This window comes from Streptomyces sp. GL_148 (assembly GCF_057834205.1).
Window position 1 is genome coordinate 2,089,363 of the sequence record NZ_CM174396.1, and the last position, 25,354, is coordinate 2,114,716.

The following is a 25,354-nucleotide window of genomic DNA, read 5'->3' on the forward strand; positions in this document are numbered from 1 at the left end:
CGGAGGACCTGCGGTGCACGAACTGCCGCAACAGCTGGTCAACGGCCTGCTACTGGGATCCATGTACGGGCTCGTCGCCATCGGCTACACGATGGTCTATGGCATCGTCCAGCTCATCAACTTCGCGCATGGCGAGATCTTCATGACCGGAGGATTCGGAGCGCTCACCGTCTGGCTGATGCTCCCCGGGGGCACCACCATGTGGATCGCCCTTCCGCTCATGATCATTGGCGCGATAGTCGTCGCCACCCTCATCGCCGTCGGTGCCGAACGCTTCGCCTACCGACCCCTGCGCAACGCTCCCAGGCTCGCCCCGCTCATCACCGCCATCGGCCTCTCCATCGCCCTCCAGCAGGCGGTATGGGCCTGGTACCCCGGAGCGGAATCCTCCCTGATCTTCCCCGAGATCCCCGGCGGACCCTTCAACATCGGCAGCGTCACCATCCAGACCGGTGACGTCTTCCTCCTGATCGCAGCCCCCATCTCCATGGCCTTCCTCGGCTTCTTCGTCAAGAAGACCCGCACCGGCCGCGGCATGCAGGCAACCGCCCAGGACCCCGACACCGCCAAGCTCATGGGCATCAACACCGACCGCATCATCACCACCGCGTTCGCGCTCGGAGCCGTCTTCGCCGCCATCGGAGCCGTCGCCTACGGCCTCAAGTACGGCGAAGTCCAGTTCAAGATGGGCTTCCTCCTCGGCCTCAAGGCCTTCACCGCCGCCGTCCTCGGAGGCATCGGCAACATCTACGGCGCCATGGTCGGCGGCCTCGTCCTCGGCCTCGCCGAAACCCTGACCACCGTCTACGTAGCCGACATCCCCGGCTTCGAACAGCTCGGCGGCCAGTCCTGGGGTAACACCTGGGCGTTCGTACTTCTCATCCTCGTGCTCCTCTTCCGGCCACAAGGCCTGCTGGGCCAGCGCGTGGCGGACAGGGTGTGACCTCCATGACGAACATCACCGCGGACACCGCGACCCCCGTGAAGACCACCACCGCACCGGCCAAGGGACTCATCCCCCTCCCCGAGAAGACGGCCCGCGCCCTCGCCACCGCCGGCGGCGCACTCACCGTCGTCTCCGCGTTCCTCTCCTGGACCTGGAGCACCGCCTTCCCCGGGGACCTCACCTACTACGGCTCCCCCGCCGGCCTCCAGTGGCTCGTCCTCATCGGCGGCGCCCTCACAGCCCTCTTCGGCCTCGCCTCCTACGGCACCAAGGGCCTGCGCTGGCTCACCCCCGCCGGCGCCGACGCAGCGATCAAACTCGCCGCCCTCGCCGCGTTCGCCACCACCTGGTACACCGTCGTCTCGATCGTCCTCAAACTCGGACTCCTCGTAGACCTCGAACCCGGAGCCGGCATCGCCGCCCTGGTCAGCCTCCTCGCCGTCATCGGCGCCTTCGGACTCCCCTTCAAGCGCCCCGCGCTCGAAGGCCCCGACCCCGACGACACCAGCTTCGAGAAGTTCAAGCACGAAGCCGGCAACCGCTGGACGACCTTCAAGGCCGCCTTCGCCTCCGGCCCCGTCAAGCCCGCCCGCACCCTCCCGGCCTGGGCCGAGATCCTCCTGATCGCCGCCGTCCTCGGCCTCGCGCTCACCGTCTTCACCTACGGCATCACCACCGCGTACCAGGAACTCTTCGTCGGCTTCCTGATCACCACCTCATTCGGTGCCGCAGCGCTCAACAAGGCGGGCCTCTTCGCCCGCGTCACCGCCCTCACCACCCGCCACCGCAACGTCGCCCTCGTCGGCGCCTTCGCCGCCGCGGCCGCCTTCCCCCTCACCCAGACCGACGACCAGTACGCGAACCTCGGCGTCAACATCCTGATCTTCGCCACCGTCGCACTCGGCCTGAACATCGTCGTCGGCCTCACCGGCCTCCTCGACCTCGGCTACGTCGCCTTCCTCGGCGTCGGCGCCTACACCGCGGCCCTGGTCTCCGGCTCCCCCAACTCCCCCTTCGGCGTGCACTTCCCCTTCTGGGCCGCACTCCTGCTCGGCGCCGCCGCCTCCATGGTCTTCGGTGTCCTCATCGGAGCACCCACCCTGCGCCTGCGCGGCGACTACCTCGCCATCGTGACGCTCGGCTTCGGTGAGATCTTCCGCATCTCCATGAACAACCTCGACGGCACCTCCGGCCCCGACATCACCAACGGCCCCAACGGCATCGCGGGCATCCCGAACGTCAACCTCTTCGGATTCGACTTCGGCGCCACACACACCATCGCCGGATTCACCATCGGCCGCTTCGCCAACTACTTCCTGCTGATGCTGCTGATCACCCTCATCGTGATCCTCGTCTTCCGCCGCAGCGCGGAATCCCGCATCGGCCGCGCCTGGGTCGCCATCCGCGAGGACGAGACCGCCGCCGAAGCCATGGGCATCAACGGCTTCCGCGTCAAACTCATCGCCTTCGCCCTCGGCGCCACCCTCGCCGGCCTCGCCGGAGCCGTCCAGGCACACGTCAGCTACACGGTCACCCCCGACCAGTACACCTTCGCCAACGCCGTGCCCCCGAACTCCGCGTTCCTGCTCGCCGCGGTCGTCCTCGGCGGCATGGGCACCATCGCCGGACCCCTCGTCGGCGGATCACTGCTCTTCCTGATCCCCAACAAGCTCCAGTTCCTCGGCGAATACCAGCTCCTCGTCTTCGGCTTCGCCCTCATCGTCCTGATGCGCCTGCGCCCCGAAGGCATCATCCCCAACCGGCGCAACCAGCTCGAACTCCACGAGGACATGGAAGCGCCCACGGTCCTCGGCAAGGCAGGGGTCTGAACCCATGACGACCACCACCACCGACACGCCCCCCGCCACCACGGCGGAGACCGTCCTCGACGCACGCGGCGTCACGATGCGCTTCGGCGGCCTCACCGCCGTCAAGAACGTCGACCTCACCGTGCGCAGCGGCGAGATCGTCGGCCTCATCGGCCCCAACGGCGCTGGCAAGACCACCTTCTTCAACTGCCTCACCGGCCTCTACATCCCCACCGAGGGTGAAGTCCGGTACAAGGACAAGGTCCTGCCCCCCAAGTCGTACAAGGTCACCGCCGCCGGCGTCGCCCGTACCTTCCAGAACATCCGTCTGTTCAACAACATGACGGTCCTGGAAAACGTCCTCGTCGGACGCCACACCCGCACCAAGGTCGGCCTCTGGGCCTCCCTCCTGCGCCTCCCCAGCTTCGGCCGGGAAGAAGCGGCGAGCCGCGAGAAGGCCATGGAACTCCTCGAGTTCATCGGCCTCGCCCACAAGGCCGAACACCTCGCCCGCAACCTCCCCTACGGAGAGCAGCGCAAGCTCGAAATCGCCCGCGCGCTCGCCAGCGACCCCGGCCTCATCCTCCTGGACGAGCCCACCGCCGGCATGAACCCGCAGGAGACCCGCGCCACCGAAGAGCTCATCTTCGCCATCCGGGACCAGGGCATCGCCGTCCTCGTCATCGAGCACGACATGCGCTTCATCTTCAACCTCTGCGACCGCGTCGCCTGCCTCGTCCAGGGCGAAAAGCTCATCGAAGGCACCGCCGCCGAAGTCCAGGGCGACGAGCGCGTCATCGCCGCCTACCTCGGCGAACCCTTCGAAGGCGCCCCCGGCGCCGAAGAACTCGCCGAAGTCGAAGCAGCCGAAGCACACAGCGAAGCCGCACACGACGAGGCGACGGACAGCACGACCAGCACGGACGGAGAAGACCGGTGACCGCACTCCTGGAGGTCGAGGACCTCCGCGTCGCCTACGGCAAGATCGAAGCCGTCAAGGGCATCTCGTTCAGCGTCGACGCCGGCCAGATCGTCACCCTCATCGGCACCAACGGCGCCGGCAAGACGACGACCCTGCGCACCCTGTCGGGCCTGATCAAGCCGCGCGGCGGCCAGATCAAGTTCCAGGGCAAGTCCCTCAAGAAGATCCCCGCGCACGACATCGTCGCGCTCGGACTCGCCCACTCCCCCGAGGGGCGGCACATCTTCCCGCGCATGACCATCGAGGACAACCTCCTCCTGGGCGCCTTCCTCCGCAAGGACAAGGACGGCATCCAGAAGGACGTCCAGCGCGCCTACGACCTCTTCCCGATCCTGGGAGAGCGCCGCAAGCAGGCCGCCGGCACCCTCTCGGGCGGCGAGCAGCAGATGCTCGCCATGGGCCGCGCGCTCATGTCCCGCCCGAAGCTGCTGATGCTCGACGAGCCCTCCATGGGCCTCTCGCCGATCATGATGCAGAAGATCATGGCGACCATCGCCGAGCTCAAGTCACAGGGCACCACCATCCTGCTGGTCGAGCAGAACGCCCAGGCGGCGCTCTCCCTGGCCGACCAGGGCCACGTGATGGAGATCGGCAAGGTCGTCCTGTCGGGCCCGGGCCGCGAGCTCCTGGTCAACGAGGACGTCCGCAAGGCGTACCTCGGCGAGGACTAAGCCCTCTTTTTACGAGTGAGGCCCGCCTCCGGATCCTGGATCCGGAGGCGGGCCTCGTTCGTTCCCTGCTGCGTCTTACTCGCCCTTGCCGGCGGCGGCCTTCTTCTCCTCGGCGTCCTCGATGACGGCCTCGGCGACCTGCTGCATGGACATGCGGCGGTCCATGGAGGTCTTCTGGATCCACCGGAAGGCGGCCGGCTCGGAGAGCCCGTACTGCGTCTGCAGGATGCTCTTGGCCCGGTCCACGAGCTTGCGCGTCTCCAGACGGAGGGAGAGGTCGGCGACCTCCTTCTCCAGCGCGCGGAGCTCGGCGAAGCGCGACACGGCCATTTCGATGGCGGGGACGACATCGCTCTTGCTGAAGGGCTTCACGAGGTACGCCATGGCCCCGGCGTCGCGGGCGCGCTCGACGAGATCCCGCTGCGAGAACGCGGTGAGCATCAGCACGGGGGCGATGGACTCCTCCGCGATCTTCTCGGCGGCGGAGATGCCATCCAGTACGGGCATCTTCACATCAAGGATCACCAGGTCGGGACGGTGCTCCCGGGCCAGCTCGACGGCGGTCTGGCCGTCTCCGGCCTCACCGACGACGGCGTAGCCCTCCTCTTCGAGCATCTCCTTGAGGTCGAGACGGATGAGCGCCTCGTCCTCGGCGATGACGACGCGCGTCGTCAGCGGCGGAACGTGCGACTGGTCGGCGTCGGGCGTGGGCGTCGACTCGTGCTCGGCGGTCACTGCGGCTCCTCTTTGCGGGGCTGTGCTGCTTAGATGAGCCTACCTAGCAGCGGCGCAGCATGGTCACCCGGTACACTCCTGACGTGCAACCTAGCCGGGTTGGCGCAATTGGCTGACGCGGAGGTCTCAAACACCTCTGCCCGAAAGGGCATGTGGGTTCGAATCCCATACCCGGCACAAAATCCGAAAAGCGAACGTTCACTTTCGTGTGAACGTTCGCTTTTTGCTACGTACCGCCATGGCCCGTCACCCAGGGTGGGGCCATGAAGTTTCACAGCCCCGAAGTGCGACAGACAGCCCTCTCTCTGCTGCGCGTGGGAACGCGCAACGCCGAAGTGGCTCGGCGCTTGAACGTGCCCGTCGGCACGATCAGCTCTTGGAAGCACGCGGCCCGCGCAAAGCAGGGCGAATACCCCAGGGCTCACAATCCGGAGTGTCCCCGATGCGACGGAAGCGCGCTCGACCCACAGGCCTACTCGTACCTGCTGGGTGTCTATCTCGGCGACGGCCACATAAGTCACTATGCGGGTCACCGCGTTCCAAGCCTCAGGATCACCTGCGACAACAAGTGGCCCGGCCTCATGAACTGCGCGGAACAGTCAATACGGCGCGTGTTCCCCTTCAACCGGGTGTGCCGGGCAAGGAAGGTCGGGTGCCACGACGTCAAGGTGTACTCGAAGCACCTGAAGTGTCTGTTTCCGCAGCACGGGCCTGGGAAAAAGCATGAGCGGCGCATCGCCCTCGAGGACTGGCAGCAGGCCATCGTCGACGCCCACCCGTGGGAGTTCATCCGGGGGCTGATCCACTCCGATGGGTGCCGGGTCACCAACTGGACCGTCCGCAACGGCAAGCGCTACGAGTACCCGCGGTACTTCTTCACGAACAAGTCCGACGACATCCGGAAGCTCTGTACGGACACCCTCGCCAAGGTCGGCGTCCAGTGGACGATCCTCGCGCGCGGCAGCGACCCCTTCAACGTGTCCATCGCCCGCAAGGCGTCCGTCGCGCTCATGGACGAGCACATCGGGCCGAAGCACTAGCCCAGCAGGTCACCGCGTCGGCGCCTCACTCAGGGCCCGCCAGGCCGTGCAAGACGGTCCTCACGTGGGCTTCCGCGTCGGCGGGGTCGAGGGCGGCGTGGGCGATGAGGAGGCGGTACCAGAACGGGCCGAAGACCAGATCGACCGCGTGGTCGAGGTCCGTGCCGGCGGGGAGCTCCTCGCGGGTTACCGCCCGCGTCAAGAGAGTGGCAACGACCTCGCGGCGGGTGGCGACCCAGGCGCGGAAGGGCTCCGCGAAGGCGGGGTCGAGCTGGGCTTCGGCCATCAGCCCGGTCAGGGCCTTCGCGCGGACGGGGTCGCGGCCGATGCGGTAGAGGTCGGTGACGAAGGCGGTGAGGTCGCCGGTGAGGGTGCCGGTGTCGGGTTCGGGGACGCGGGCGGCGGTTTCATGGGCGTAGGCGTCCATGACGAGGGCGGGCTTGGACTTCCACCAGCGGTAGACGGTGCTCTTGGCGACGTTGGCGCGTTTGGCGACGCCTTCGATGGTGAGGGCGCCGTAGCCGTTCTCGACGAGGAGTGCGGCGGTGGCTTCGAGGACGGAGTGGTGGGCGTCTTCGTTGCGGAGGCGGCCGCCGGTGCGGGGCGGGGTGCTCGAAGAGTTGCTCGAAGGAGTGATTGACACGGCTTCACGATAGCCCTAGCGTTTTATCGAAACGCGGCGTAGCGTTTCGATTGAAGGGTCGACCGAGGGGTCGAGGGATGCGAGGGGTGGAGCCATGGGCAAGATCGTGATCGCGCACGGGTACGGGATGAGCGCCGGGGAGCACTGGTACACGGCGACGGGTGAGGAGTTCGCTGCCGAGGGGCACGAGGTGCGGATCCCGAATTTCCCCGAGCCGTTCGCTCCGGAGCCCGATGCGTGGCTGAAGGGGCTGCGGGAGGAGACGGTGGGTGCGCCGGCCGGTGAGACGGTGCTGGTGGGTCACAGTCTGGGCGGGGTGAATGTGCTGCGGCTGCTGCAGGAGCACGAAACGGAGGCCGAGGGGGCGTTCGCGGGGGTGGTGTTCGTGGCGTCGATGTCCGGCGAGGTGGGGTATGACGCGTTGGCGCCGTTCTTCTCGCCGGAGTTCGACTGGCAGCGGATCCGCAAGGCTGCGCGGGAGTTCCGTGTGCTGCATGCGGCGGATGACCCGGTGACCGGGGAGGCGACGGGTGAGCACGTGTTGCGGTTCGTGCGGGAGCTGGGCGCCGAGGCGCGGGTGACCGCGTCGGGCGGGCACTTCCCTAGTACGGGTGAGAGCCGGTTGGTGTTGCCCGACGCGGTGCGTCTTATACGTGAGGTGCTGTAGTCGCCTGCGGGCGGTGTCAGCGGACTGCGTCGCCGATGTGGTGGATGCGGACGAGGTTGGTGGATCCGCTGACGCCGGGGGGTGAGCCGGCGGTGATGACGACGACGTCGCCGGGTACGCAGCGGCCGATGCGCAGGAGTTCTTCTTCGACTTGGGCGACCATGGCGTCGGTGGAGTCGACGTGGGGGCCGAGGAAGGTTTCCACGCCCCAGGTGAGGTTGAGTTGGGAGCGGGTGGCGGGGTCGGGGGTGAAGGCGAGGAGGGGGATGGGTGAGCGGTAGCGGGAGAGCCGGCGGACGGTGTCTCCGCTCTGGGTGAAGGCGACGAGGAATTTCGCGCCGAGGAAGTCGCCCATTTCGGCGGCGGCGCGGGCGACTGCTCCGCCTTGGGTGCGGGGCTTGTTGCGGTCGGTGAGCGGGGGGAGGCCCTTGGCGAGGATGTCTTCTTCGGCGGCTTCGACGATGCGGGCCATGGTGCGGACGGTTTCGATGGCGTATTTGCCGACGCTGGTTTCGCCGGAGAGCATGACGGCGTCGGTGCCGTCGATGACGGCGTTGGCGACGTCGGAGGCTTCGGCGCGGGTGGGCCGGGAGTTGTCGATCATCGAGTCGAGCATTTGGGTTGCGACGATGACGGGCTTGGCGTTGCGCTTGGCGAGTTTGACGGCGCGCTTCTGGACGATGGGGACCTGCTCGAGGGGCATTTCGACGCCGAGGTCTCCGCGGGCGACCATGATGCCGTCGAAGGCGGCGACGATGTCGTCGATGTTTTCGACTGCCTGGGGCTTTTCGACCTTGGCGATGACGGGGAGGCGTCGGCCTTCTTCGTCCATGATGCGGTGGACGTCTTCGATGTCGCTTCCGCTGCGGACGAAGGAGAGGGCGATGATGTCGGCGCCGATGCGCAGGGCCCAGCGGAGGTCTTCGATGTCTTTTTCGGAGAGGGCGGGTACGGAGACTGCGACGCCGGGGAGGTTGAGTCCCTTGTTGTCGGAGACCATGCCGCCTTCGATGACGCGGGTGTGGACGCGGGGGCCGTCGACGGCGGTGACTTCGAGGGTGACGCGGCCGTCGTCGACGAGGATGCGTTCGCCGGTGGTGACGTCGGCGGCGAGGCCCTTGTAGGTGGTGCCGCAGGTGTGGCGGTCGCCTTGGTGGTCTTCGACGGTGATGGTGAATTCGTCGCCGCGTTCAAGGAGTACGGGGCCTTCGCGGAAGCGGCCCAGGCGGATCTTCGGGCCTTGAAGGTCCGCGAGGATGCCGACGCTGCGGCCGGTTTCGTCGGCAGCCTTGCGGACGCGCTGGTAGCGGTCCTCGTGTTCGGCGTAGGTGCCGTGGCTGAGATTGAAGCGGGCGATGTCCATTCCGGCTTCGACCAGGGCTTTGATCTGGTCGTATGAGTCGGTGGCGGGGCCCAGGGTACATACGATTTTCGCTCGGCGCATGAGGCGAGCGTATGCCCCTACCAGGGAGTAGGAAATTGGTTCCGAGTGTCCACTCAACAACCTTTGAGCAAAAGGTTGTTGACAATTGTTGAATGTGCATGGGGGTGCTCTGATGAGCACCCCCGGGGCGGCGAAAGTTCGGGTTTTCAGAGCTGGGGAGGGGTCATCGTGAAGCGTGCGTTCACCTGCGCGTAGACGGTCTGGCGCTGGGGTTCGAGGTCGAGGGCGGGGGCGCCTGCGTCTTCGGCGGTGCTGAAGGCCATGGTGCGCATGCCGGCGCCGGCTGTCTGGAAGGGGGCGGGTGCGTTCTCGGCTCCGAGGTCGGCGAGTTCGACGAGGGCGGCGAGGTCGGCTCCGAGGGCGGCGGCGTATTCGCGGGCGCGCTGGACGGCTTCGAGTACGGCTTGGCGGCGGGCTTCGCCGTGGGCGGGTGAGGTGGGGCGCAGGGCCCACCAGGGTCCGTCGACTTGGGTGAGTTCGAGGTCGGCGAGGCGGGTGGTGAGTTCGCCGAGGGTGGTGAAGTCGTTGAGTTCGGCGGTGAGGTGGACGCGTCCGTGGTAGGCGCGGATGCGTTCGCCGCGGCCGTGGCGGGTGAGTTCGGGGGTGATGGAGAAGGCGCCGGTTTCGAGTTTTTCGACGGGGTCGCCGTAGCTTTTGACGAGGTCGAGGACGGCGTTGTTGCGGCGGGTGAGGTCTTCGAGGGCGGTGCGCCGGTCGGTGCCGCGGGCGCTGACGGTGATGCCGATGCGGGCGATTTCGGGGTCGACTTCGAGGGTGGCTTCGCCGCGGACTGCGACGCGGGGGACTTCGGGGGTTCCGTAGGGCTGGTGCGATGCGTCGTGGGTCATGGATTCACTCTCGCACTGCTGCTCGTACGGGGGTGGTCATCGGATCGAAACCTGGTGGGGGTGTTGCGGCTTGTTACTGCTGGGTCAGAATCTACGCGCGTTGCTTATCTGCGCACGCACCTCACAAGGGGAGATGGCATGGCTTTGGACCGTAGGACATTCCTGGGCACTTCGGCTGCGACGGGTGCGGCCGTGGCGTTGGCGGGGGCGACGAGCACCCCGGCCGCCGCGGCCGAGGCGGTGGCCGGCGGCGCTTCGGCCGCGGGGGCGAAGACGTACGCGTTCACGGTGATGGGGACGACGGACCTGCACGGGAACGTCTTCAACTGGGACTACTTCACGGACAAGGAGTTCGACGACAAGGCGCACAACGACGTCGGTCTGGCGAAGATCTCCACGCTGGTGAACCAGGTGCGGGAGGAGAAGGGGCGGCATAACACGCTGCTGATCGATGCCGGGGACACCATTCAGGGGACGCAGCTTTCGTACTACTACGCGAAGGTGGATCCGATCACCGCGCGGCGTGGTCCGGTTCATCCGATGGCGCAGGCGATGAACGCGATCGGTTATGACGCCGCGGCGCTGGGGAACCACGAGTTCAATTACGGCATTCCGGTGCTGCGGAAGTTCGAGGAGCAGTGCGAGTTCCCGCTGCTGGGGGCGAACGCGCTGGATGCGAAGACGCTGCGGCCGGCGTTCCCGCCGTACAGCATGCACCGTCTGCGTACTCCGCACGGGCGGGACGTGAAGGTCGCGGTGCTGGGTCTGACGAATCCGGGGATCGCGATCTGGGACAAGGCGAACGTGCAGGGGAAGATGACGTTCCCGGGCCTTGAGGAGCAGGCGGCGAAGTACGTGCCGCGGCTGCGGTCGCTGGGTGCGGATGTGGTGATCGTGTCGGCGCATTCGGGTTCGAGCGGTACGTCGAGTTACGGGGACCAGCTGCCGTACATCGAGAACGCGGCGGGTCTGGTGGCGGAGCAGGTGCCGGGGATCGACGCGATCCTGGTGGGGCACGCGCATACGGAGATCCCGGAGTACCGGGTGCGGAACAAGGCGACGGGCAAGGACGTGGTGTTGTCCGAGCCGCTGAAGTGGGGGCAGCGGCTGACGCTGTTCGACTTCGAGCTGACGTGGGCGAAGGGCTGCTGGTCGGTGTCGAAGGTGTCGGCCCGGGTGCTGAATTCGAATACGGCGGTGGAGGACCCGGAGATAGTGGGGCTGCTGTCGGACGAGCACCGCAAGGTCGTGGCGTATGTGAACCAGGTGATCGGTACGTCGACGCAGGCGATGTCCTCGGTGGACGGTCCGGTCAAGGACGTGGCGATCATCGACCTGATCAATCACGTGCAGGCGGAGACGGTGAAGGGTGCGCTGGCGGGGACGGAGTGGGGGGCGCTGCCGGTGCTGTCGCAGGCTTCGTGCTTCTCGCGGACGGCGGCGATTCCGGCCGGGCAGGTGACGATCAGGGATGCGGCGGGTCTGTATCCGTTCGAGAACACGCTGGAGGCGCGGCTGCTGACGGGCGCGCAGATCAAGGACTACCTGGAGTATTCGGCGAAGTACTACGTGCGGACGGCGCCCGGTGAGGTGGTGGATCCGGCGAAGCTGACGAACGCGGAGGCTACGCCGGACTACAACTACGACGCCGTGTACGGGTTGACGTACGACATCGATGTCTCCGAGCCGGTGGGTTCGCGGATCTCGGGGCTGTCGTTCCAGGGGAAGCCGGTGGATCCGGCGGCGCAGTTCGTGCTGGCGGTGAACAACTACCGGGCTGCGGGTGGCGGGAACTTCCCGCACGTGCCGCAGTCGAAGCAGTTGTGGGCGAACTCGGATGAAATACGCAACACGATCATCCAGTGGGTGAAGGCGAAGGGGACGGTGGACCCGGCGCAGTTCGCGTCCGTGGACTGGCGGCTGACCCGCGCCGGGGCACCTGTCTTCTAGCCGATGGTGCTCTAAACGTTTCTCCTTACGGGTGCTCGACCAGTGGGAGCAGTTCGCCGGCGGGTTGGGGCCGGGTGTGCTCCCGCTGTTCGAGGCCGAAGGTGGTGAAGGCCGTGCGGGTGGGCTGGGGGTAGGGCTCTTTGCCCGTCAGGGTGTTCAGGATGGCGGCGCTGCGCCAGGCGGCGAGGCCGAGGTCGGGGGCTCCGACGCCGTGGGTGTGGCGTTCGCCGTTCTGGACGAAGATGCTGCCGGTGACGGCGGGGTCGGTGATCATCCGGTAGCGGTCGTCGATGCGGGGGCGGCCGGAGGAGTCCTTGCGCAGGTAGGGGTCGAGTCCGGCGAGGAGGCGGGCGAGGGGGCGTTCGCGGTAGCCGGTGGCGAGGACGACGGCGTCGGTGGTGAGGCGGGAGCGGGCGCCTTGGTCCACGTGTTCGAGGTGGAGTTCGACCTTGGTGGTGGCGACGCGGCCGGCGGTGCGGACGCTGACTCCGGGGGTGAGGACGGCGTCGGGCCAGCCTCCGTCGAGGGTGCGGCGGTAGAGCTCCTCGTGGATGGCGGCGATGGTGGCGGCGTCGATGCCCTTGTGGAGTTGCCATTGGGCGGGGACGAGGCGGTCGCGTACCGGTTCGGGGAGGGAGTGGAAGTAGCGGGTGTAGTCGGGGGTGAAGTGTTCCAGGCCGAGCTTGGAGTACTCCATGGGGGCGAAGGAGGCGGTGCGGGCGAGCCAGGTGAGGCGTTCGCGGCCGGCGGGGCGGGAGCGGAGCAGGTCGAGGAAGACCTCGGCTCCGGACTGGCCCGATCCGATGACGGTGACGTGGTCGGCGCCGAGGATGCGCTGCCGGTTGTCGAGGTACTCGGAGGAGTGGATCACCGGGACGGTGGGTGCTTCGGCGAGGGGGCGCAGCGGTTCGGGGACGTAGGGGGCGGTGCCGATGCCGAGGGCGAGGTTGCGGGTGTAGGTGCGGCCGAGGGCTTCGGCTTCGCCGTCGGCGTCGACTTGGGTGAAGTCGACTTCGAAGAGGTTGCGTTCGGGGTTCCAGCGGACGGCGTCGACCTGGTGGCCGAAGTGGAGTCCGGGCAGGCGGCCGGCGACCCAGCGGCAGTAGGCGTCGTATTCGGCGCGCTGGATGTGGAAGCTCTCGGCGAAGTAGAAGGGGAAGAGGCGTTCCTTGTGCTTGAGGTAGCTGAGGAATGACCAGGGGCTGGTGGGGTCGGCGAGGGTGACGAGGTCGGCGAGGAAGGGGACTTGGAGGGTGGCTCCGTCGATGAGGAGTCCGGGGTGCCAGCGGAAGTCGCGGCGCTGGTCGTAGAAGGCGGTGGCGAGTTCTCCGGCGCCTTGTTGGGGCAGGCCGTGGGCGAGGGCCGCGAGGGAGAGGTTGAAGGGGCCGATGCCGATTCCGACGAGGTCGTGGGGTGCATCGTGCTGGGCGGTCATCGGTGGGTGCTGCCTTCCAGGAGGTTCACGAGGGCGTCCAGGTCCCCCGCCGTGGTGTGGGGGTTGAGCAGGGTGGCCTTGAGCCAGAGGCGGCCGTCGGCGGTGGCCCGGCCCAGTACGGCGGTGCCGCCCTGGAGGAGGGTGCGGCGCAGGGTGGCGAGTGCGGTGTCGTCGGCGTGGGTGGGCCGGAACAGGACGGTGCTGATGGTGGGCGCCGCGTGGAGTTCGAAGGCGGGGTGTGCTTCGAGGAGTCGGGCGAGCTGGTCGGCGTGGGCGCAGGTGCGGTCGATGAGGTGGATGAGGCCGTCTCGGCCGAGGGAGCGCAGGGTGGCGGCGATCTTGAGGGCGTCTGCGCGGCGGGTGGTGCGCAGGGAGCGGCCGAGGAGGTCGGGGAGGCCGGCTTGGGTGTCGTCGGGGGCGTTGAGGTAGTCGGCCTGGTGGGTGAGGGGGGCGAGCAGGGTGGTGTCGGGGACGGTGAGGAGTCCGGCGGCGATGGGTTGCCAGCCGAGTTTGTGGAGGTCGATGGTGATCGACCGGGCGCGGTGCAGGCCGGCGAGTTTGGGGCGGTGGCGGGGGCTGAGGTGGAGGAGGCCGCCGTAGGCGGCGTCGATGTGGAGGTCGGCGCCGTGGTGGTCGCAGAGGTCGGCGAGGGCGTCGAGGGGGTCGATGAGTCCGGCGTCGGTGGTGCCGGCGGTGGCGGTGACGAGGACGGGGCCGGTGGTGGTGGCGAGGGCCTCGGCGAGGGTGGCGGGGGTGAGGGTTCCGGTGGGGGTGGGGAGGCTGCGGGCGGGGGGCAGGCCGAGGAGCCAGGCGGCGCGCGGGATGGAGTGGTGGGCGTTGGCGCCGTGCAGGACGGTGAGGTGGGGGCCGTGGCGTTCGCGGGCGAGGAGGAGGGCGAGGTGGTTGGCCTCGGTGCCGCCGGTGGTGAGGACGGCGTCGGGGTGGGGGGTGTCGTGGAACTCCGCGGCGAGCGTGCGGGTGAGGAGGGCTTCGAGGGCGGAGGCGGCGGGGGCCTGGTCCCAGGAGTCGAGGGAGGCGTTGAGGGCGCTGGCGGCGAGGTCGGCGGCGGCCGCGACGGCGAGGGGTGGGCAGTGCAGGTGGGCTGCGCACAGGGGGTCGGCGGGGTCGGCCGCGCCGGTGGTGAGGGTGTGGACGAGGGTCCGTAGTGCTTCGTGGTCGCCGTGCCCGTGGTCGGGGAGCACGTTGCCGAGTGCGGCGGTGACGCGGGCGGTGACGGCCTCGGGTCCGCCGGCCGGGAGCGGTCCGCCGCGGGCGCGGGCTCCGGTGCGCAGGGCGTCGAGGACGGTGGCGAGAAGGGGTTGCAGGGCGTCGGGGCCGTGGGGTCCGCCGGCGAGCGGGGCGGTGTCGCGTCTGCCTGTGCCGGGGGGCGCTGTCATCGGACGTCCTTCGTGGTGACCGCTGCTTTAGCCGGGGGAGGAAACGAATCCTTGGGCCGGAGACGGGGAGTGCCGGAGAACTGCTTCTGCCTGGGCAAACGCGGAGGGGGGAAGCCGTACTTATCGGTACGGGTGAGGGTGTAGGCGCCGCGCCCGGTCGCGGCGGCGGCGAGGACCCGGGCCGGGGTACGGGTGACAGCGACGAGGTGGCCGACGCACAGAGCGTCCAGCGTGTGGGTCTTTTAGCCAACTTCGTTCACCTCCACACATGGACTGTTGGCTGGTGCTGGTAACGGCGGTCCGCAAGCAGGACAGCTGAAGGTCCCCTCCTTCAGGAAGGGGATCCCGTTGCGCGGTTGTCCTCACGGAACTGTTCGGCGGCGGGCGTTGCCGCACTGGCGGGGTCGGGCACCCGGGCGGTACAACGATCCGACCCGAATGGGGTAACCGCCCGGGTTTATGGAGGGTCGGTTTCCAGCCGTCTTCGCCCTGGCCGGGCGCTGAACCGGGCCTCCTCACTCGTGGGGAGGTGTCCGCCCGGCGGAGCCCAAGGCGCCGCCGGGGCGTCAGGGAGTCAGGGAGTCAGGGAGTCAGGGAGTCAGGGAATGATGACGATCTTGCCCCGGGTCCGGCCGGCCTCGCCGAGGCGGTGGACGTCCGCGAGTTCGGACAGCGGCCGTGACGCGCTGATGTCCACGGTGACCGCGCCCGCGTCGACGAGTTCGACGAGCGCGGCCAGGTGCGCCACGTCGTTGCGGGCGACCATGTGCATCGCGGTCACTTCGGCGTCGGAGGGCGGTTCGACCGGGGTTGCGATGGAGACGATCCGCCCGCCCGGCCGCACGAGCCCCGCCAGGTCCGCTGCTGCGTGCGGGCTGAGCGCGACCAGGTTCAGCAGGACGTCTACCGGGCCGTCGAGGGCGTGGCTCACCGGCGCGAGGGTGTAGTCGATCACCTGGTCGGCCCCATGGAGCCGGACGGCTTCGGTGCTGCGGGCGCTGGCGGTGGCGATCACCTCGGCTCCGGCGTACTTGGCGAGCTGCGTCACGAAGCCTCCGACGCCTCCGCCGGCGCCGTTGACCAGCACACGCTGGCCGGCGGCCACCTTGCCGTGTTCGAACACCGCCTGCCAGGCGGAGAGTCCGGCCACGGGAAGGGCGGCGGCGTGCGCGAGGGGGATGGCGGCGGGTGCCGTGACCAGTTCGGCGACGGGTGCCCGTACGTACTGTGCGGCCCCGCCCGCGCCGTCGAGCCGGCCGATGACCCGGTCGCCGACGGCGAACTCCGTGACGCCCGCGCCGACCTCGGTGACCGTCCCGGCGACGTCCCATCCGAGCACGTAGGGCAGTTCCACGGGCAGGAAGACTTGCAACAGCCCGCCGCGCAGGGCGGTCTCGGAGGGATTGAACGAGGTCGCGGCGACCTGGATCAGGGCCTCGCCGGGGCCCGGCAGCGGCCGGGGAGCGTCCTCGTAGCGGATGACGGACGCGTCTCCGAACTCGTGGATGCGTGCGCTCTTCATCAGCGTCTTCGTCATGGCCGTCGTCGTCGTCTTCGTCGTCGTCTTCGTCATGCCGTGAATCTAGGCCCGCGCACAGAGACGATCCATGTGTCAAAGAACCTGATTCCTACTCGATCGTCTCGCCTGCGTACACTCTCGGTGTGGATGTACTCAGTGACGTCATCGCCGTGATGCGGACCGGCCGGCCCCGGTCGGCCCATGTGCGGTGGCATGCGCCGTGGGGCCAGGAGTTCGCCGCCGTCCCGGGGTCCGCGGGGTTCCAGGTGGTGTTGCGGGGCTCCTGCTGGCTGCTCCCTCCCGGCGAAGAGCCCGTCCAACTCCACCCCGGCGACGTGCTGTTCATGCCGCACGGCAGCGGGCACACCCTGGCCGACAGCCCCCACACGCCGGTGATCGCGCCGGCCTGCGGCCCCGATGACCTCCGGTCGCCGCAGGCCTACGCGTCCGACAGCGTCGACCGGACCGGCGGCGACGGGCCGGTCACCACGGTGCTCTGCGGGACCTACGAGCTCGACCCGCACCGCGCCCACCCGCTGTTGCGCGACCTGCCGGGCCGGATCCGCCTGCCCGCGCAGGCGGGCCGCCACCGGGAACTGCGCGCGGCCGTGGAGCTGCTGGCCGCCGAGCTGGACGATCCGCGTCCGGGTACGGACGCGGTGGTCCCCGCGCTCCTGGACACGCTGCTGCTGTACATCCTGCGCATCTGGTTCAGCGAACAGCCCGCCCTGGGCAACACCACGGGCTGGGCGGCCGCGCTCAACGACCCGTATGTCACCGCCGCTCTCGATGCCGTCCACCGGGACCCGGCGGCGCCCTGGACCGTGGCGAAACTCGCCTCCGAAGGGGGGCTCTCCCGGGCGCCGTTCGCCAGGCGCTTCGCGGCGCTGGTGGGCCGGCCGCCCCTCGGCTATCTGACCTGGTGGCGGATGGCCACGGCGGCGCGTCTGCTGCGGGCTTCGGATGCCTCGTTGAGGTCCATCGCCGCCCAGGTGGGCTACGCCTCGGAGTTCGCGTTCGCCGGCGCGTTCAAGCGCGCGTACGGGACGCCGCCCGGTGCGTACCGGCGGCAGAAGAGCTGAATTCGGTCCGCCGATCCGCGTCACCGGAAGACAGCCGGTTTACGTCGGCACGTGGCGGCCCCGCCCCCCGGCCGAACCGTGGGGTGGGGCCGTCACGGCCTGGAGGCGGGTTCAGCGGCGGGCGCGCTGGGCTCGGGTCAGGTCGTCGAGGTGGTCTACGAGTTTGCGGTGGAGGAGCGGGGTGATGTCGGGGGCGGTCAGGGCTTCGTGGCCGGACTGGAGGTTGGCTTCGGTGATTTCGTGTCCGGGGAGGGCCCAGCGGCCTGCGGCGTCGGCGATGGCGGGGCCGCGGCGGGCTGCGAGGGTGACGGCCTCGGAGTAGGCGCGGGGTACGTAGTCGCGGAGCAGGTCGGTCTGTTCGGGCTGCCAGAAGCCTTGGGCGGTGGCGGTGAAGAGGTAGTTGGACAGGGAGTCGTCGTGGAAGAGGCGCTCCCAGGCGGCGGCCTTGGCCGCGGCCGTCGGGAGGGCGGCCCGGCAGCGGGCGGCGCCTTCGCGGCCGGTGGCGCTGGGGTCGGCTGCGAGGGCTTCGTCGATCTCGGTTTCGCCGGCCGCGCCGAGGACGGACAGGCGGGCCAGGATGCGCCAGCGCAGTTCGGGGTCGAGTGCGGGGCCGCCGGGGACGGTGCCGTCGGCGAGCCAGCCGGCGATGGTGTCGGGCTGGGTGGCGCTGTCGACGAGGGTGCGGACGGCGACGAGCCGCAGGCCGGGGTCGGAGCCCTCCTCGGTGCGCCGCAGCAGGCCGCGGGCGATGGTGGTGAGGGTGGTGAGGGCGTCGGTGCGGCGGTCGGGGGTGACGTACCGGTCGGCGATCTGGGCGCGGGTGAAGCCGAGGACGCCCTGGACGATCGCGAGGTCGGTTTCGTCGGGGACGTGGGCTTCGGCGGTCGCCAGGTAGTCGGCGGCGGCCAGTTCGCCGTCGCGGACCATGTCGCGCAGGGAGTTCCAGACGACGGCGCGGGTGAGCGGGTCGGGGATGCGGGAGATGCCGCGCAGGGCGGTTTCGAGTGAGGTGTCGTCGAGGCGGACCTTGGCGTAGGTGAGGTCGCCGTCGTTGAGGACGAGGAGGGCGGGGCGCGGGCCGCTCACGGAGAGGACCTCGTCGGAGGGGACGTCGAGGGCGAGGACCTCGCGGGGTTCGATGGCGCGGTCCGGGGCGCGGTCGTAGAGGCCGACGGCGATGTGGTGGGGGCGGTTGCCGGTGCGGTCGACGGTGAGGGTCCAGCCTCCGTGGCTCTCTTCGAGGCGGGGGGTGAGGGTGTCGACGCCGGTGGTGCGCAGCCAGGTCTCGGCCCAGGTGTGGACGTCGCGGTCGGTGTGGGCGGCGAGGGAGTCCACGAAGTCGGCGAGGGAGGCGTTGGCGAACTTGTGGCGGGCGAAGTGGGTGTTGATGCCGGCCAGGAAGTCCTTTTCGCCGAGCCAGGCGACGAGTTGGCGCAGGGCGGAGGCGCCCTTGGCGTAGGAGATGCCGTCGAAGTTGAGGAGGGCGGAGGCGGTGTCGGGGACGGATGTGGCGTCCGGGGCGACGGGGTGGGTGGAGGGGCGCTGGTCGGCGTCGTAGCCCCAGGGTTTGCGTTCCATGGCGAATCCGGTCCAGGTCTCGGTGAAGCGGGTGGCTTCGATGAGGGTCTGGTAGCCCATGAACTCGGCGAAGGATTCGTTCAGCCAGATGTCGTCCCACCAGCTGAGGGTGACGAGGTCGCCGAACCACATGTGGGCCATCTCGTGCGCGATGGTGACGGCGCGGCGCTGGCGTTCGGCGTCGGTGACGGCGGAGCGGAAGACGTAGTCGTCGCGGAAGGTGACGAGTCCCGGGTTCTCCATGGCGCCGGCGTTGAACTCGGGTACGAAGGCCTGGTCGTAGGAGTCGAAGGGGTAGGGCTCGGTGAACTTCTGGTGGAAGCGGTCGTAGCAGGCGGTGGTGAGGTCGAGGATCTCCTTGGCGTCGGCGTCGAGGTGGGGGGCGAGGGAGCGGCGGCAGTGGATGCCGAAGGGGAGGCCGGCGTGTTCGGTGCGGATGCTGTGCCAGGGGCCTGCGGCGACGGCGGCGAGGTAGGTGGAGATGACGGGCGTGGGGGCCGATGCCCAGATGCCGGCCTCGGAGGCGGAGCCGTCGCCCGAGCCGCCGCCGCTGTCGCCGAGGCGTTCGCCGATGCGGGTGGTGATGCCGTTGGCGAGGACGGTCCAGTGCGCGGGGGCGGTGACGGTGAACGCGAACACGGCCTTGAGGTCGGGCTGGTCGAAGGCCGGGAAGACGCGCTGGACGTCGTCGAGGAACATCTGGGTGTAGACGTACGTCTCCCCGTCCGCGGGGTCGGTGAAGCGGTGCAGGCCTTCGCCGGTGCGGGAGTAGCGCATGCGGGCGGCGATGCGGAGCTCGTGGGGGCCCTGGGTGAGGCCGGTGAGGGGGAGGCGGCCGTCGGTGAGGGCGGCCGGGTCCAGGGGGTGTCCGTCGAGGGCGGCGGAGCGCAGTTCGTCCGGCTTCAGCTCGACGAAGGTGTCGCCGGCGGCGCGGGCGGTGAACCGGATGACGGTCGTGGACTCGAAGGTCTCGTCGCCGGTGGTGAGGTCGAGGGCGACCTCGTAGTGCCGGACGTCGAGGAGCCGGGCTCGGAGCTGCGCTTCGTTGCGCGTCAGTGCGGACATGGGGCCCATGCTGCCGGATGGCGGCGCCGGGCCCCAGCTCCTATTCCTCGCCTGCGTCGTCGCCCTCGCCTGCGTCGTCGCCCTCGCCTGCGGCGATCGTCTCGTGGTGGCGGATGACCTCGGCGATGATGAAGTTGAGGAGCTTCTCGGCGAAGGCGGGGTCGAGTTTGGCGTTCTCCGCGAGCTGGCGCAGCCGGGCGATCTGGCTGGCCTCGCGGCCCGGGTCGGCCGGGGGCAGCTGGTGGCGGGCCTTGAGGTGGCCGACCTGCTGCGTGCACTTGAACCGCTCGGCGAGCATGTGGACCACGGCCGCGTCGATGTTGTCGATGCTGTCCCTGAGCCGGGCCAGCTCGGCGGTGACGTTCTCATCGATGTCCCTGGTGTTCATGGTCATCGAGAATACGTGGCGCACGTCGTCGATTCTTCGGCCGATCGCCCACTGAGACGGCGGACCCGGGCCGGTCTGGGTCGCCCTCGGCGGGCTCGGCGGGCTCGGCGGCGGGGTCGTGGGTGATCAGGTCTCCCGGCTGGCACTGGAGGACGTCGCAGATCCTGGACAGGGTGGAGAAGCGGATGGCCTTGGCCCGGCCGTTCTTGAGCACGGACAGGTTGACGACGGTGATGCCCACCTGCGCGGACAGTTCGGTGAGCGTCATGCCGCGCTCGGCGAGGACCCGGTCGAGGTGGATCCGGATCGCGTGGATTTCCTCTTCGGGCATCAGATGGTCCCTTCGAGGTCCTCTCGCATGCGCACGCCCTCGCGCATGATCTTCCCCATGATGACGGCTGCGAGGCCGGCGAGGATGAGTACCTGCGGCTCGGCGACCGTCGGCCCGGAGTCCAGCATGGGCACCATGCTGGCGGCGAGCCAGGATTGCGACCAGCCTGCGACGAGGCCCGCGAGCGGTGTGCCGGCCGTGACGAACCAGCCGAGGACGGTGAGCCGTCGCGCCACCTTGTCGGTGAACGGCCCTTGGGACACGACGGCATCGAGCAGCCGGGAGAAGAGCAGCAGGGCGAGCGAGGCGAACAGCATCCAGGGCAGCCGGCCTCCGAGGTCGGCGGCGCGCTGCGCCGCCGAGGGGTCGTTCTGGCAGAGCCGCGCGGTGGTGCTGGAGGCGTCGACACCCTGGCCGACCGGCAGGCCGCCTTCCAGCGTGGCGTTGGCCCAGAAGCCGGTTTGCACGCAGACCGCCCCGTCGTCGGTCAGGTGCGAGACGGCCGTGCCGATGAAGGTGAGCCCCCAGAGCATCGCCAGCCCAAAGGTCAGCGTGGCCAGAATCTTCGTGAATCGCGTGTTCACCGCATGTCCCCCTATCGATTTTCGATATGCCCGAGCCTAGCGGACCATATCGATAATCGACAAGTGGGTGAGGGTCGGAGAGGTCAGAGAGGGAGGAGCGCCGTGACCAGCCAGCCGCCCTCGGGGGCGGGGCCGGCGGCGAGGGAGCCGCCGAGGGCTTCGGCGCGTTCGGCCATGCCGACGAGGCCGTAGCCGCCGCCGCGGGCGTTCTCGGAGAGTTTCGCGGGGCGGCCGCCGTCGTCGGCGATCCGGACTTCCAGGCCGGCCGGGACGGTGCGCAGGCCGACCCGGACGGCGGTGGCGGTGGCGGCGTGCTTGCCGATGTTGGTGAGGGCTTCAAGGACGATGCGGTGGGCGGTGGCGGCGATGTCGGCGGGGAGCCGGGCCTCCAGGCCCTCCTCCACGTAGAGGACGACGGGCGGGCCGGTGGCGGCGAACCGTTCCGTCAGCTCGCGGATCTCCCGGAGGCCGGCGACGGGGGCCGTGCCGGCGGAGCCGCCTGCCTGGCCGGCGCCCTTGCCTGCGCCCATGCCTGCGCCCTTGCCGGTGCCCTTGCCCGTCTCCGGGTGGGTGTCCGCGGCGCCCTCGCGGAGGATCTTGACCAGGCGGCGCATGGAGCCGAGTGCCTCGTCCCCGGCGGTCTCGATGCGGCCGAAGATCTCGGCGGCGCGTTCGGCGGAGACCTTGGTGTAGCGGGCGGCGCGCGCCTCGACGACGATCCCCGTCACGTGGTGGGCGACGAGGTCGTGCAGCTCGCGTGCCAGCTCCAGGCGCTCGGCGCTGCGTACGGCGCGCAGCTCGCGGACGCGCTGGACGGACTGCAGGCGCAGGAGCAGGGAGTACGCGGTGACGACGGCGGCGAGCACGGAGAAGAGCAGCGTGAAGCGGCCCGGGTCCGCGTCGCGCACGGGCACCGACATGCAGCCGAGGGCGAGGAGGGGGCCGAGGACGGCGGCGGTGCGGGCGGGGGCGCGGAGCAGGACCTGGGCGAGCAGGACGAGCAGGGCGATGGCTTCGCCGCCGCCCCAGACGACGAGGGGGTGGTTGCCGAAGATCAGGGAGAGGGTGACGGTCCAGGTGACGGCGGCGGCGAACCAGGCGCGGACGAGGAGCGGGATGCCCGGCCAGGGCACGGCGCTGAGGCAGACGAGGATGCCGGACACCCAGACGGCGGCGTGCGGGGTGCTGGGCTGGCGGGCGAGGACGACGCCTTCGAAGGTGACGAGGGCGAGGAGGGTGACGGAGAGGGTGATGCGGATCCAGTCCGCGGCGTAGGGGTGACGGCGGGCCCATGACCCCAGGGGGCTCACCGGTTGGCCTCGGGGGCGCTGCCCCGGGCCCCGCGCCTCGAACGCCGGCGGGGCTGATATCGCCCGGCGGGGCAGCTCACGCCGGGGTGCCTGCCAGGCCGCTTTCCCAGGCCCAGGCGGCGATTTCCACGCGGTTGCGGGCGTCCAGTTTGGCCTGGACGTTGGCCAGGTGGGTCTTGACCGTGGAGAGGGAGACGAAGAGCTCTCCCGCGATCTCGGCGTTGGTCAGCCCGCGCGCGAGGCAGCGTACGACTTCGCGTTCCCGGTCCGTCAGGGGCTCCGCCGGGCGGCGGGCGGCCGCGGCGGCCGCCGGGGTGCGGTGGGCCATTTCGCGCAGCAACCGTACGGTGATGGCGGGTGAGACGAGGGAGTCCCCGACGGCTGCCGCCCGCACCGCTTCAACCAGCATGGCCGGGCTCGCGTCCTTGAGGAGGAAGCCGGACGCTCCGCCCCGGAGCGCCGCGTGGACGTACTCGTCGAGGTCGAAGGTGGTGACGATGACGATGCGGGGGGTTCCGCGGCCGGAGAGCCGGCGGGTGACTTCGAGCCCGTCGAGCTTGGGCATGCGGATGTCGAGGAGCAGGACGTCGGGCCGGTGTTCGGCGACGGCCGCGAGGGCCGCTTCGCCGTCGACGACGTCGGCGACCACCTCGATGTCCGGCTGGCTTTCGAGGATCATCCGGAAGCCGGTCCTGACCATCTCCTGGTCGTCCGCGATGATCACTCTGATCGTCATGCGCCGCCTGCCCCACTGTCGCCCGTTGCCTGTGCCGTCCCGGTTTCCCCGGCATTCCCACCCGGCGGGATCTCTCCATGGGACCTGCGGGCGCCTCGGCCCGCAACCGCACAGCAGACCGCCGGGAGCATGCCGCAAGGCCGGAACGGCGTCGTTCCGGCCTCACGGTAGTGCGGTCGACCTTACGGACATGTGGGGCATTGCGCCTCATTCTTCCGGCCCCTGTCGGATGGGCCGGGAGGAGGAGGGCGACGGGAGCGGGGGGCGGTCAGAGCGTGGCGGCCGCGCTCTTGATCGCCGCCGCGAAGGTGGAGACCTCCGTGTAGACGCCGGGGTAGTCGGGGCGGGCGCAGCCCTCGCCCCAGCTGACTATGCCGACCTGGATCCAGGCGTTGGTGTCGTCCCGGCGGAACATGGGGCCGCCGGAGTCGCCCTGGCAGGTGTCGACGCCACCCGCGTCGAATCCGGCGCAGATCTCTTCGGCGGGCACGAGCGAGCTGCCGTAGGACTCCTGGCAGGAGGCGTCGGAGACGAAGGGGACGGTGGCCTTGTACAGGTGGCGCTGCTGGCTGCCGCCTTCCCGGGTGGCGCCCCAGCCGGCGACGGTGAAGGTGCCGTTGTCGTAGGCCTTGGTCTCGGCGATCTTGAGGGTGGGCAGGTTGATGGGCTGCGCGAGCTTGATCAGCGCCCAGTCCTTGCCCGTGCCGTTGTAGCCGGGGGCCTGGAGGACCTTGGTGGACTTGACCTTGATGGCGCTGGAGCTGCGCAGATCGACGACTCCGGCGGTGGCGGTGATGGTGGTGTTGTTGCCGGAGCCGCTCACGCAGTGGGCGGCGGTGAGGACGATCTGCTGGGTGTAGAGGGCGCCGCCGCAGCCCATGGAGAGCCGGACCATGAAGGGGAACTCGCCCTGGGCGGCGCGCGTTCCGCCGACGACGGGCGCCGTGCCGGCGGTGGCGGTGCCGGGCTGGAGGCTGACGGCCGCGAGGGCCACGGCTCCGACGGCGAGGGCGCGCTTGAGGGTGGTGACGAGGCTGGACACAGTCGACACACTGCCTTTCGTGGGGGGTTGGGCCGTGCGCGTCACCGCATGACGGGTGGGACAGACCGCATGGGTGACGGGGACATGACACACCGGTCGCGCCGGGCCCATCAAGAACGCGTTTTCGGACAACTTCCCGCCGGAGGCGCCCCGTGACGCAAAACGGTCGGCGGAACAGCCCCATCGAGCACGGATTTCCTCATCTGGAGACGGTCCGCGTGGCCGTCACCGCCCTGTTCCGGCGGCTGTCCGCCGACGGGATCCGCGCCTACGACACCGCCTTCGCCCCCGCCGACGCGGCCTTCCCCGCCTCCGAGGACCTCCACCTCGGCGCCCACCGGGTGGCTTCCGCGATGGTCCGCGCGCTGCGGCTGCCGGACGCGCGCCTGATCGTGGGCTTCCGGGCGATGGAGGAGGCGGCCACCGTGGAACTGGCCGCCGGTCCCGAGTACTTCGTCGAGGTCAACGACCGTTTCCGCGTCCACCGCCGCGACCTGGCGGCCGCCCTCGCCCACGAGGTCACGCACGTGCTGCTGCACCGCCTGGACCTGCACTTCTCCACCACCGCCGACAACGAGATCCTCACCGACACCGCCGCCGCCTGGCTGGGCGCCGGCTGGCTGCTGCTCGACGCCTACCGGGAGGACGAGCTCACCCACCAGAAGCTCGGCTACCTCACCCCGGAGGAGTTCGGCTACGTCCTCGCCAAGCGCGGCCGGTTCCTCGGCGGCGAGGACCTCTCCGCGTGGTTCACCAGTCCGCAGGCCTACGAGGCGTACGTGCGCGGCCGCGCCCTGGCCGACCGGGACCTGCGCCGGGCCCCCCTCGCGGCCGCGGGCCGCCCGGAGCGGCTCCGGTACGCGGCGGCCCGCCGGAGCGGGGCCGCCCCGCCCGGGGTCCCGTACGGCTTCGAGGAGCACCCGGGCGGGCTGCGGGTGAGCTTCCCGTGCCCGGTGTGCGGACAGCGGCTGCGGCTGCCTGCCGGTCGCGGGCCGGTCCGGGCCCGGTGCGGGCTGTGCCGCACGGTGCTGGACTGCGACACCTGACGCGCCGCGTGACGGAGGTTCACCGCACCGCCATGAAAAGTTACTTACCAGCCAGTAGACATGAGGGCGGACGATCTCCAGCCTGGTCACGTACATGCCAACACGTG

At 69.8% G+C, this 25,354-nt stretch carries 22 protein-coding genes, 1 tRNA gene and 1 pseudogene; 10 read left to right on the forward strand and 14 right to left on the reverse strand.

The window, feature by feature from the left end:
• The first annotated feature begins 13 nt into the window (after positions 1-13).
• The 4 genes from AC3IYI_RS09555 to AC3IYI_RS09570 are packed head-to-tail and all read left to right on the forward strand — an operon-like array spanning position 14 to position 4,407.
• Complete coding sequence (locus AC3IYI_RS09555; RefSeq protein WP_489409766.1) at positions 14-943, forward strand: branched-chain amino acid ABC transporter permease; 930 nt, start codon at positions 14-16, stop codon at positions 941-943.
• A complete protein-coding gene (locus AC3IYI_RS09560) occupies positions 940-2,775 on the forward strand; it encodes a branched-chain amino acid ABC transporter permease (protein WP_489409767.1) in 1,836 nt (611 codons plus the stop codon). The genes AC3IYI_RS09555 and AC3IYI_RS09560 overlap by 4 nt, the downstream gene beginning before the upstream one ends.
• Positions 2,776-2,779: 4 nt before the next feature.
• Positions 2,780-3,694: an ABC transporter ATP-binding protein gene (locus AC3IYI_RS09565; RefSeq protein WP_489409768.1), complete on the forward strand. Its 915-nt coding sequence runs from the start codon at positions 2,780-2,782 to the stop codon at positions 3,692-3,694.
• Entirely contained in the window at positions 3,691-4,407 is a 717-nt protein-coding gene (locus AC3IYI_RS09570; protein ID WP_250744986.1) for an ABC transporter ATP-binding protein, read from the forward strand. Before AC3IYI_RS09565 ends, AC3IYI_RS09570 begins: the two co-directional genes overlap by 4 nt.
• 75 nt (positions 4,408-4,482) lie before the next feature.
• On the opposite strand, the gene AC3IYI_RS09575 is transcribed toward AC3IYI_RS09570, so the two are convergent.
• Positions 4,483-5,142: an ANTAR domain-containing response regulator gene (locus AC3IYI_RS09575; protein ID WP_250744985.1), complete on the reverse strand. Its 660-nt coding sequence runs from the start codon at positions 5,140-5,142 to the stop codon at positions 4,483-4,485.
• 93 nt (positions 5,143-5,235) lie between these two features.
• On the opposite strand from AC3IYI_RS09575, the gene AC3IYI_RS09580 reads away from it, so the two are divergent.
• Positions 5,236-5,319 (forward strand) — tRNA-Leu (locus tag AC3IYI_RS09580).
• 86 nt (positions 5,320-5,405) lie between these two features.
• Positions 5,406-6,182, forward strand: a complete 777-nt coding sequence (locus AC3IYI_RS09585; RefSeq protein WP_489409769.1) for a helix-turn-helix domain-containing protein — start codon at positions 5,406-5,408, stop codon at positions 6,180-6,182.
• A 25-nt stretch (positions 6,183-6,207) separates the two neighbouring features.
• On the opposite strand, the gene AC3IYI_RS09590 is transcribed toward AC3IYI_RS09585, so the two are convergent.
• Positions 6,208-6,825, reverse strand: coding sequence for a TetR/AcrR family transcriptional regulator (locus AC3IYI_RS09590; RefSeq protein ID WP_489409770.1), 618 nt, complete (start codon positions 6,823-6,825; stop codon positions 6,208-6,210).
• Between the two features lie 94 nt (positions 6,826-6,919).
• On the opposite strand from AC3IYI_RS09590, the gene AC3IYI_RS09595 reads away from it, so the two are divergent.
• The gene (locus AC3IYI_RS09595; RefSeq protein WP_489409771.1) at positions 6,920-7,492 is read left to right on the forward strand and encodes an RBBP9/YdeN family alpha/beta hydrolase; all 573 of its coding nucleotides are present in this window, start codon (positions 6,920-6,922) and stop codon (positions 7,490-7,492) included.
• Positions 7,493-7,508: 16 nt separating this feature from the next.
• Here the strand turns inward: AC3IYI_RS09595 and pyk are convergent, their stop codons facing one another.
• Positions 7,509-8,936: a pyruvate kinase gene (pyk, locus tag AC3IYI_RS09600; RefSeq protein WP_489409772.1), complete on the reverse strand. Its 1,428-nt coding sequence runs from the start codon at positions 8,934-8,936 to the stop codon at positions 7,509-7,511.
• A 146-nt stretch (positions 8,937-9,082) separates the two neighbouring features.
• The gene (locus AC3IYI_RS09605) at positions 9,083-9,784 is read right to left on the reverse strand and encodes an SIMPL domain-containing protein (RefSeq protein ID WP_489409773.1); all 702 of its coding nucleotides are present in this window, start codon (positions 9,782-9,784) and stop codon (positions 9,083-9,085) included.
• Between the two features lie 138 nt (positions 9,785-9,922).
• Between AC3IYI_RS09605 and AC3IYI_RS09610 the strand changes: the two genes are divergently transcribed.
• Complete coding sequence (locus AC3IYI_RS09610; protein WP_489411485.1) at positions 9,923-11,734, forward strand: bifunctional metallophosphatase/5'-nucleotidase; 1,812 nt, start codon at positions 9,923-9,925, stop codon at positions 11,732-11,734.
• A 25-nt stretch (positions 11,735-11,759) separates the two neighbouring features.
• On the opposite strand, the gene AC3IYI_RS09615 is transcribed toward AC3IYI_RS09610, so the two are convergent.
• The 3 genes from AC3IYI_RS09615 to AC3IYI_RS09625 all read right to left on the reverse strand — a co-directional run bounded on the left by AC3IYI_RS09615 (position 11,760) and on the right by AC3IYI_RS09625 (position 16,139).
• Positions 11,760-13,169 (reverse strand): lysine N(6)-hydroxylase/L-ornithine N(5)-oxygenase family protein, encoded by a 1,410-nt coding sequence (locus AC3IYI_RS09615; protein WP_489409774.1) that lies wholly within the window; start codon positions 13,167-13,169, stop codon positions 11,760-11,762.
• Positions 13,166-14,566: a pyridoxal phosphate-dependent decarboxylase family protein gene (locus AC3IYI_RS09620; protein ID WP_489409775.1), complete on the reverse strand. Its 1,401-nt coding sequence runs from the start codon at positions 14,564-14,566 to the stop codon at positions 13,166-13,168. Before AC3IYI_RS09620 ends, AC3IYI_RS09615 begins: the two co-directional genes overlap by 4 nt.
• A 598-nt stretch (positions 14,567-15,164) precedes the next feature.
• Positions 15,165-16,139 (reverse strand): NADP-dependent oxidoreductase, encoded by a 975-nt coding sequence (locus AC3IYI_RS09625; protein ID WP_489409776.1) that lies wholly within the window; start codon positions 16,137-16,139, stop codon positions 15,165-15,167.
• 89 nt (positions 16,140-16,228) lie between these two features.
• Between AC3IYI_RS09625 and AC3IYI_RS09630 the strand changes: the two genes are divergently transcribed.
• Positions 16,229-17,167, forward strand: a complete 939-nt coding sequence (locus AC3IYI_RS09630; RefSeq protein WP_489409777.1) for an AraC family transcriptional regulator — start codon at positions 16,229-16,231, stop codon at positions 17,165-17,167.
• A 111-nt stretch (positions 17,168-17,278) separates the two neighbouring features.
• On the opposite strand, the gene pepN is transcribed toward AC3IYI_RS09630, so the two are convergent.
• From pepN to AC3IYI_RS09665, 7 genes and pseudogenes are all read right to left on the reverse strand, one after another.
• Positions 17,279-19,819, reverse strand: a complete 2,541-nt coding sequence (gene pepN, locus AC3IYI_RS09635; RefSeq protein WP_489409778.1) for an aminopeptidase N — start codon at positions 19,817-19,819, stop codon at positions 17,279-17,281.
• Positions 19,820-19,850: 31 nt separating this feature from the next.
• Positions 19,851-20,198 carry a chorismate mutase gene (locus AC3IYI_RS09640; protein ID WP_489409779.1) on the reverse strand — a complete coding sequence of 116 codons (348 nt, stop codon included), beginning with the start codon at positions 20,196-20,198 and terminating at the stop codon, positions 19,851-19,853.
• 109 nt (positions 20,199-20,307) lie between these two features.
• Positions 20,308-20,529 (reverse strand): annotated as a pseudogene (locus AC3IYI_RS09645) (helix-turn-helix domain-containing protein); the annotation flags it as partial.
• Positions 20,529-21,113 carry a DUF2975 domain-containing protein gene (locus tag AC3IYI_RS09650; RefSeq protein WP_489409780.1) on the reverse strand — a complete coding sequence of 195 codons (585 nt, stop codon included), beginning with the start codon at positions 21,111-21,113 and terminating at the stop codon, positions 20,529-20,531. The pseudogene AC3IYI_RS09645 and the gene AC3IYI_RS09650, both read right to left, overlap by 1 nt.
• An 83-nt stretch (positions 21,114-21,196) precedes the next feature.
• Positions 21,197-22,423: a sensor histidine kinase gene (locus tag AC3IYI_RS09655; protein WP_489409781.1), complete on the reverse strand. Its 1,227-nt coding sequence runs from the start codon at positions 22,421-22,423 to the stop codon at positions 21,197-21,199.
• A 76-nt stretch (positions 22,424-22,499) separates the two neighbouring features.
• Complete coding sequence (locus tag AC3IYI_RS09660; RefSeq protein ID WP_489409782.1) at positions 22,500-23,159, reverse strand: response regulator; 660 nt, start codon at positions 23,157-23,159, stop codon at positions 22,500-22,502.
• Positions 23,160-23,427: 268 nt separating this feature from the next.
• Positions 23,428-24,210, reverse strand: coding sequence for a serine protease (locus AC3IYI_RS09665; RefSeq protein WP_489409783.1), 783 nt, complete (start codon positions 24,208-24,210; stop codon positions 23,428-23,430).
• 209 nt (positions 24,211-24,419) lie between these two features.
• Between AC3IYI_RS09665 and AC3IYI_RS09670 the strand changes: the two genes are divergently transcribed.
• Positions 24,420-25,247 (forward strand): hypothetical protein, encoded by an 828-nt coding sequence (locus AC3IYI_RS09670; protein ID WP_489409784.1) that lies wholly within the window; start codon positions 24,420-24,422, stop codon positions 25,245-25,247.
• Positions 25,248-25,354 lie beyond the last annotated feature (107 nt).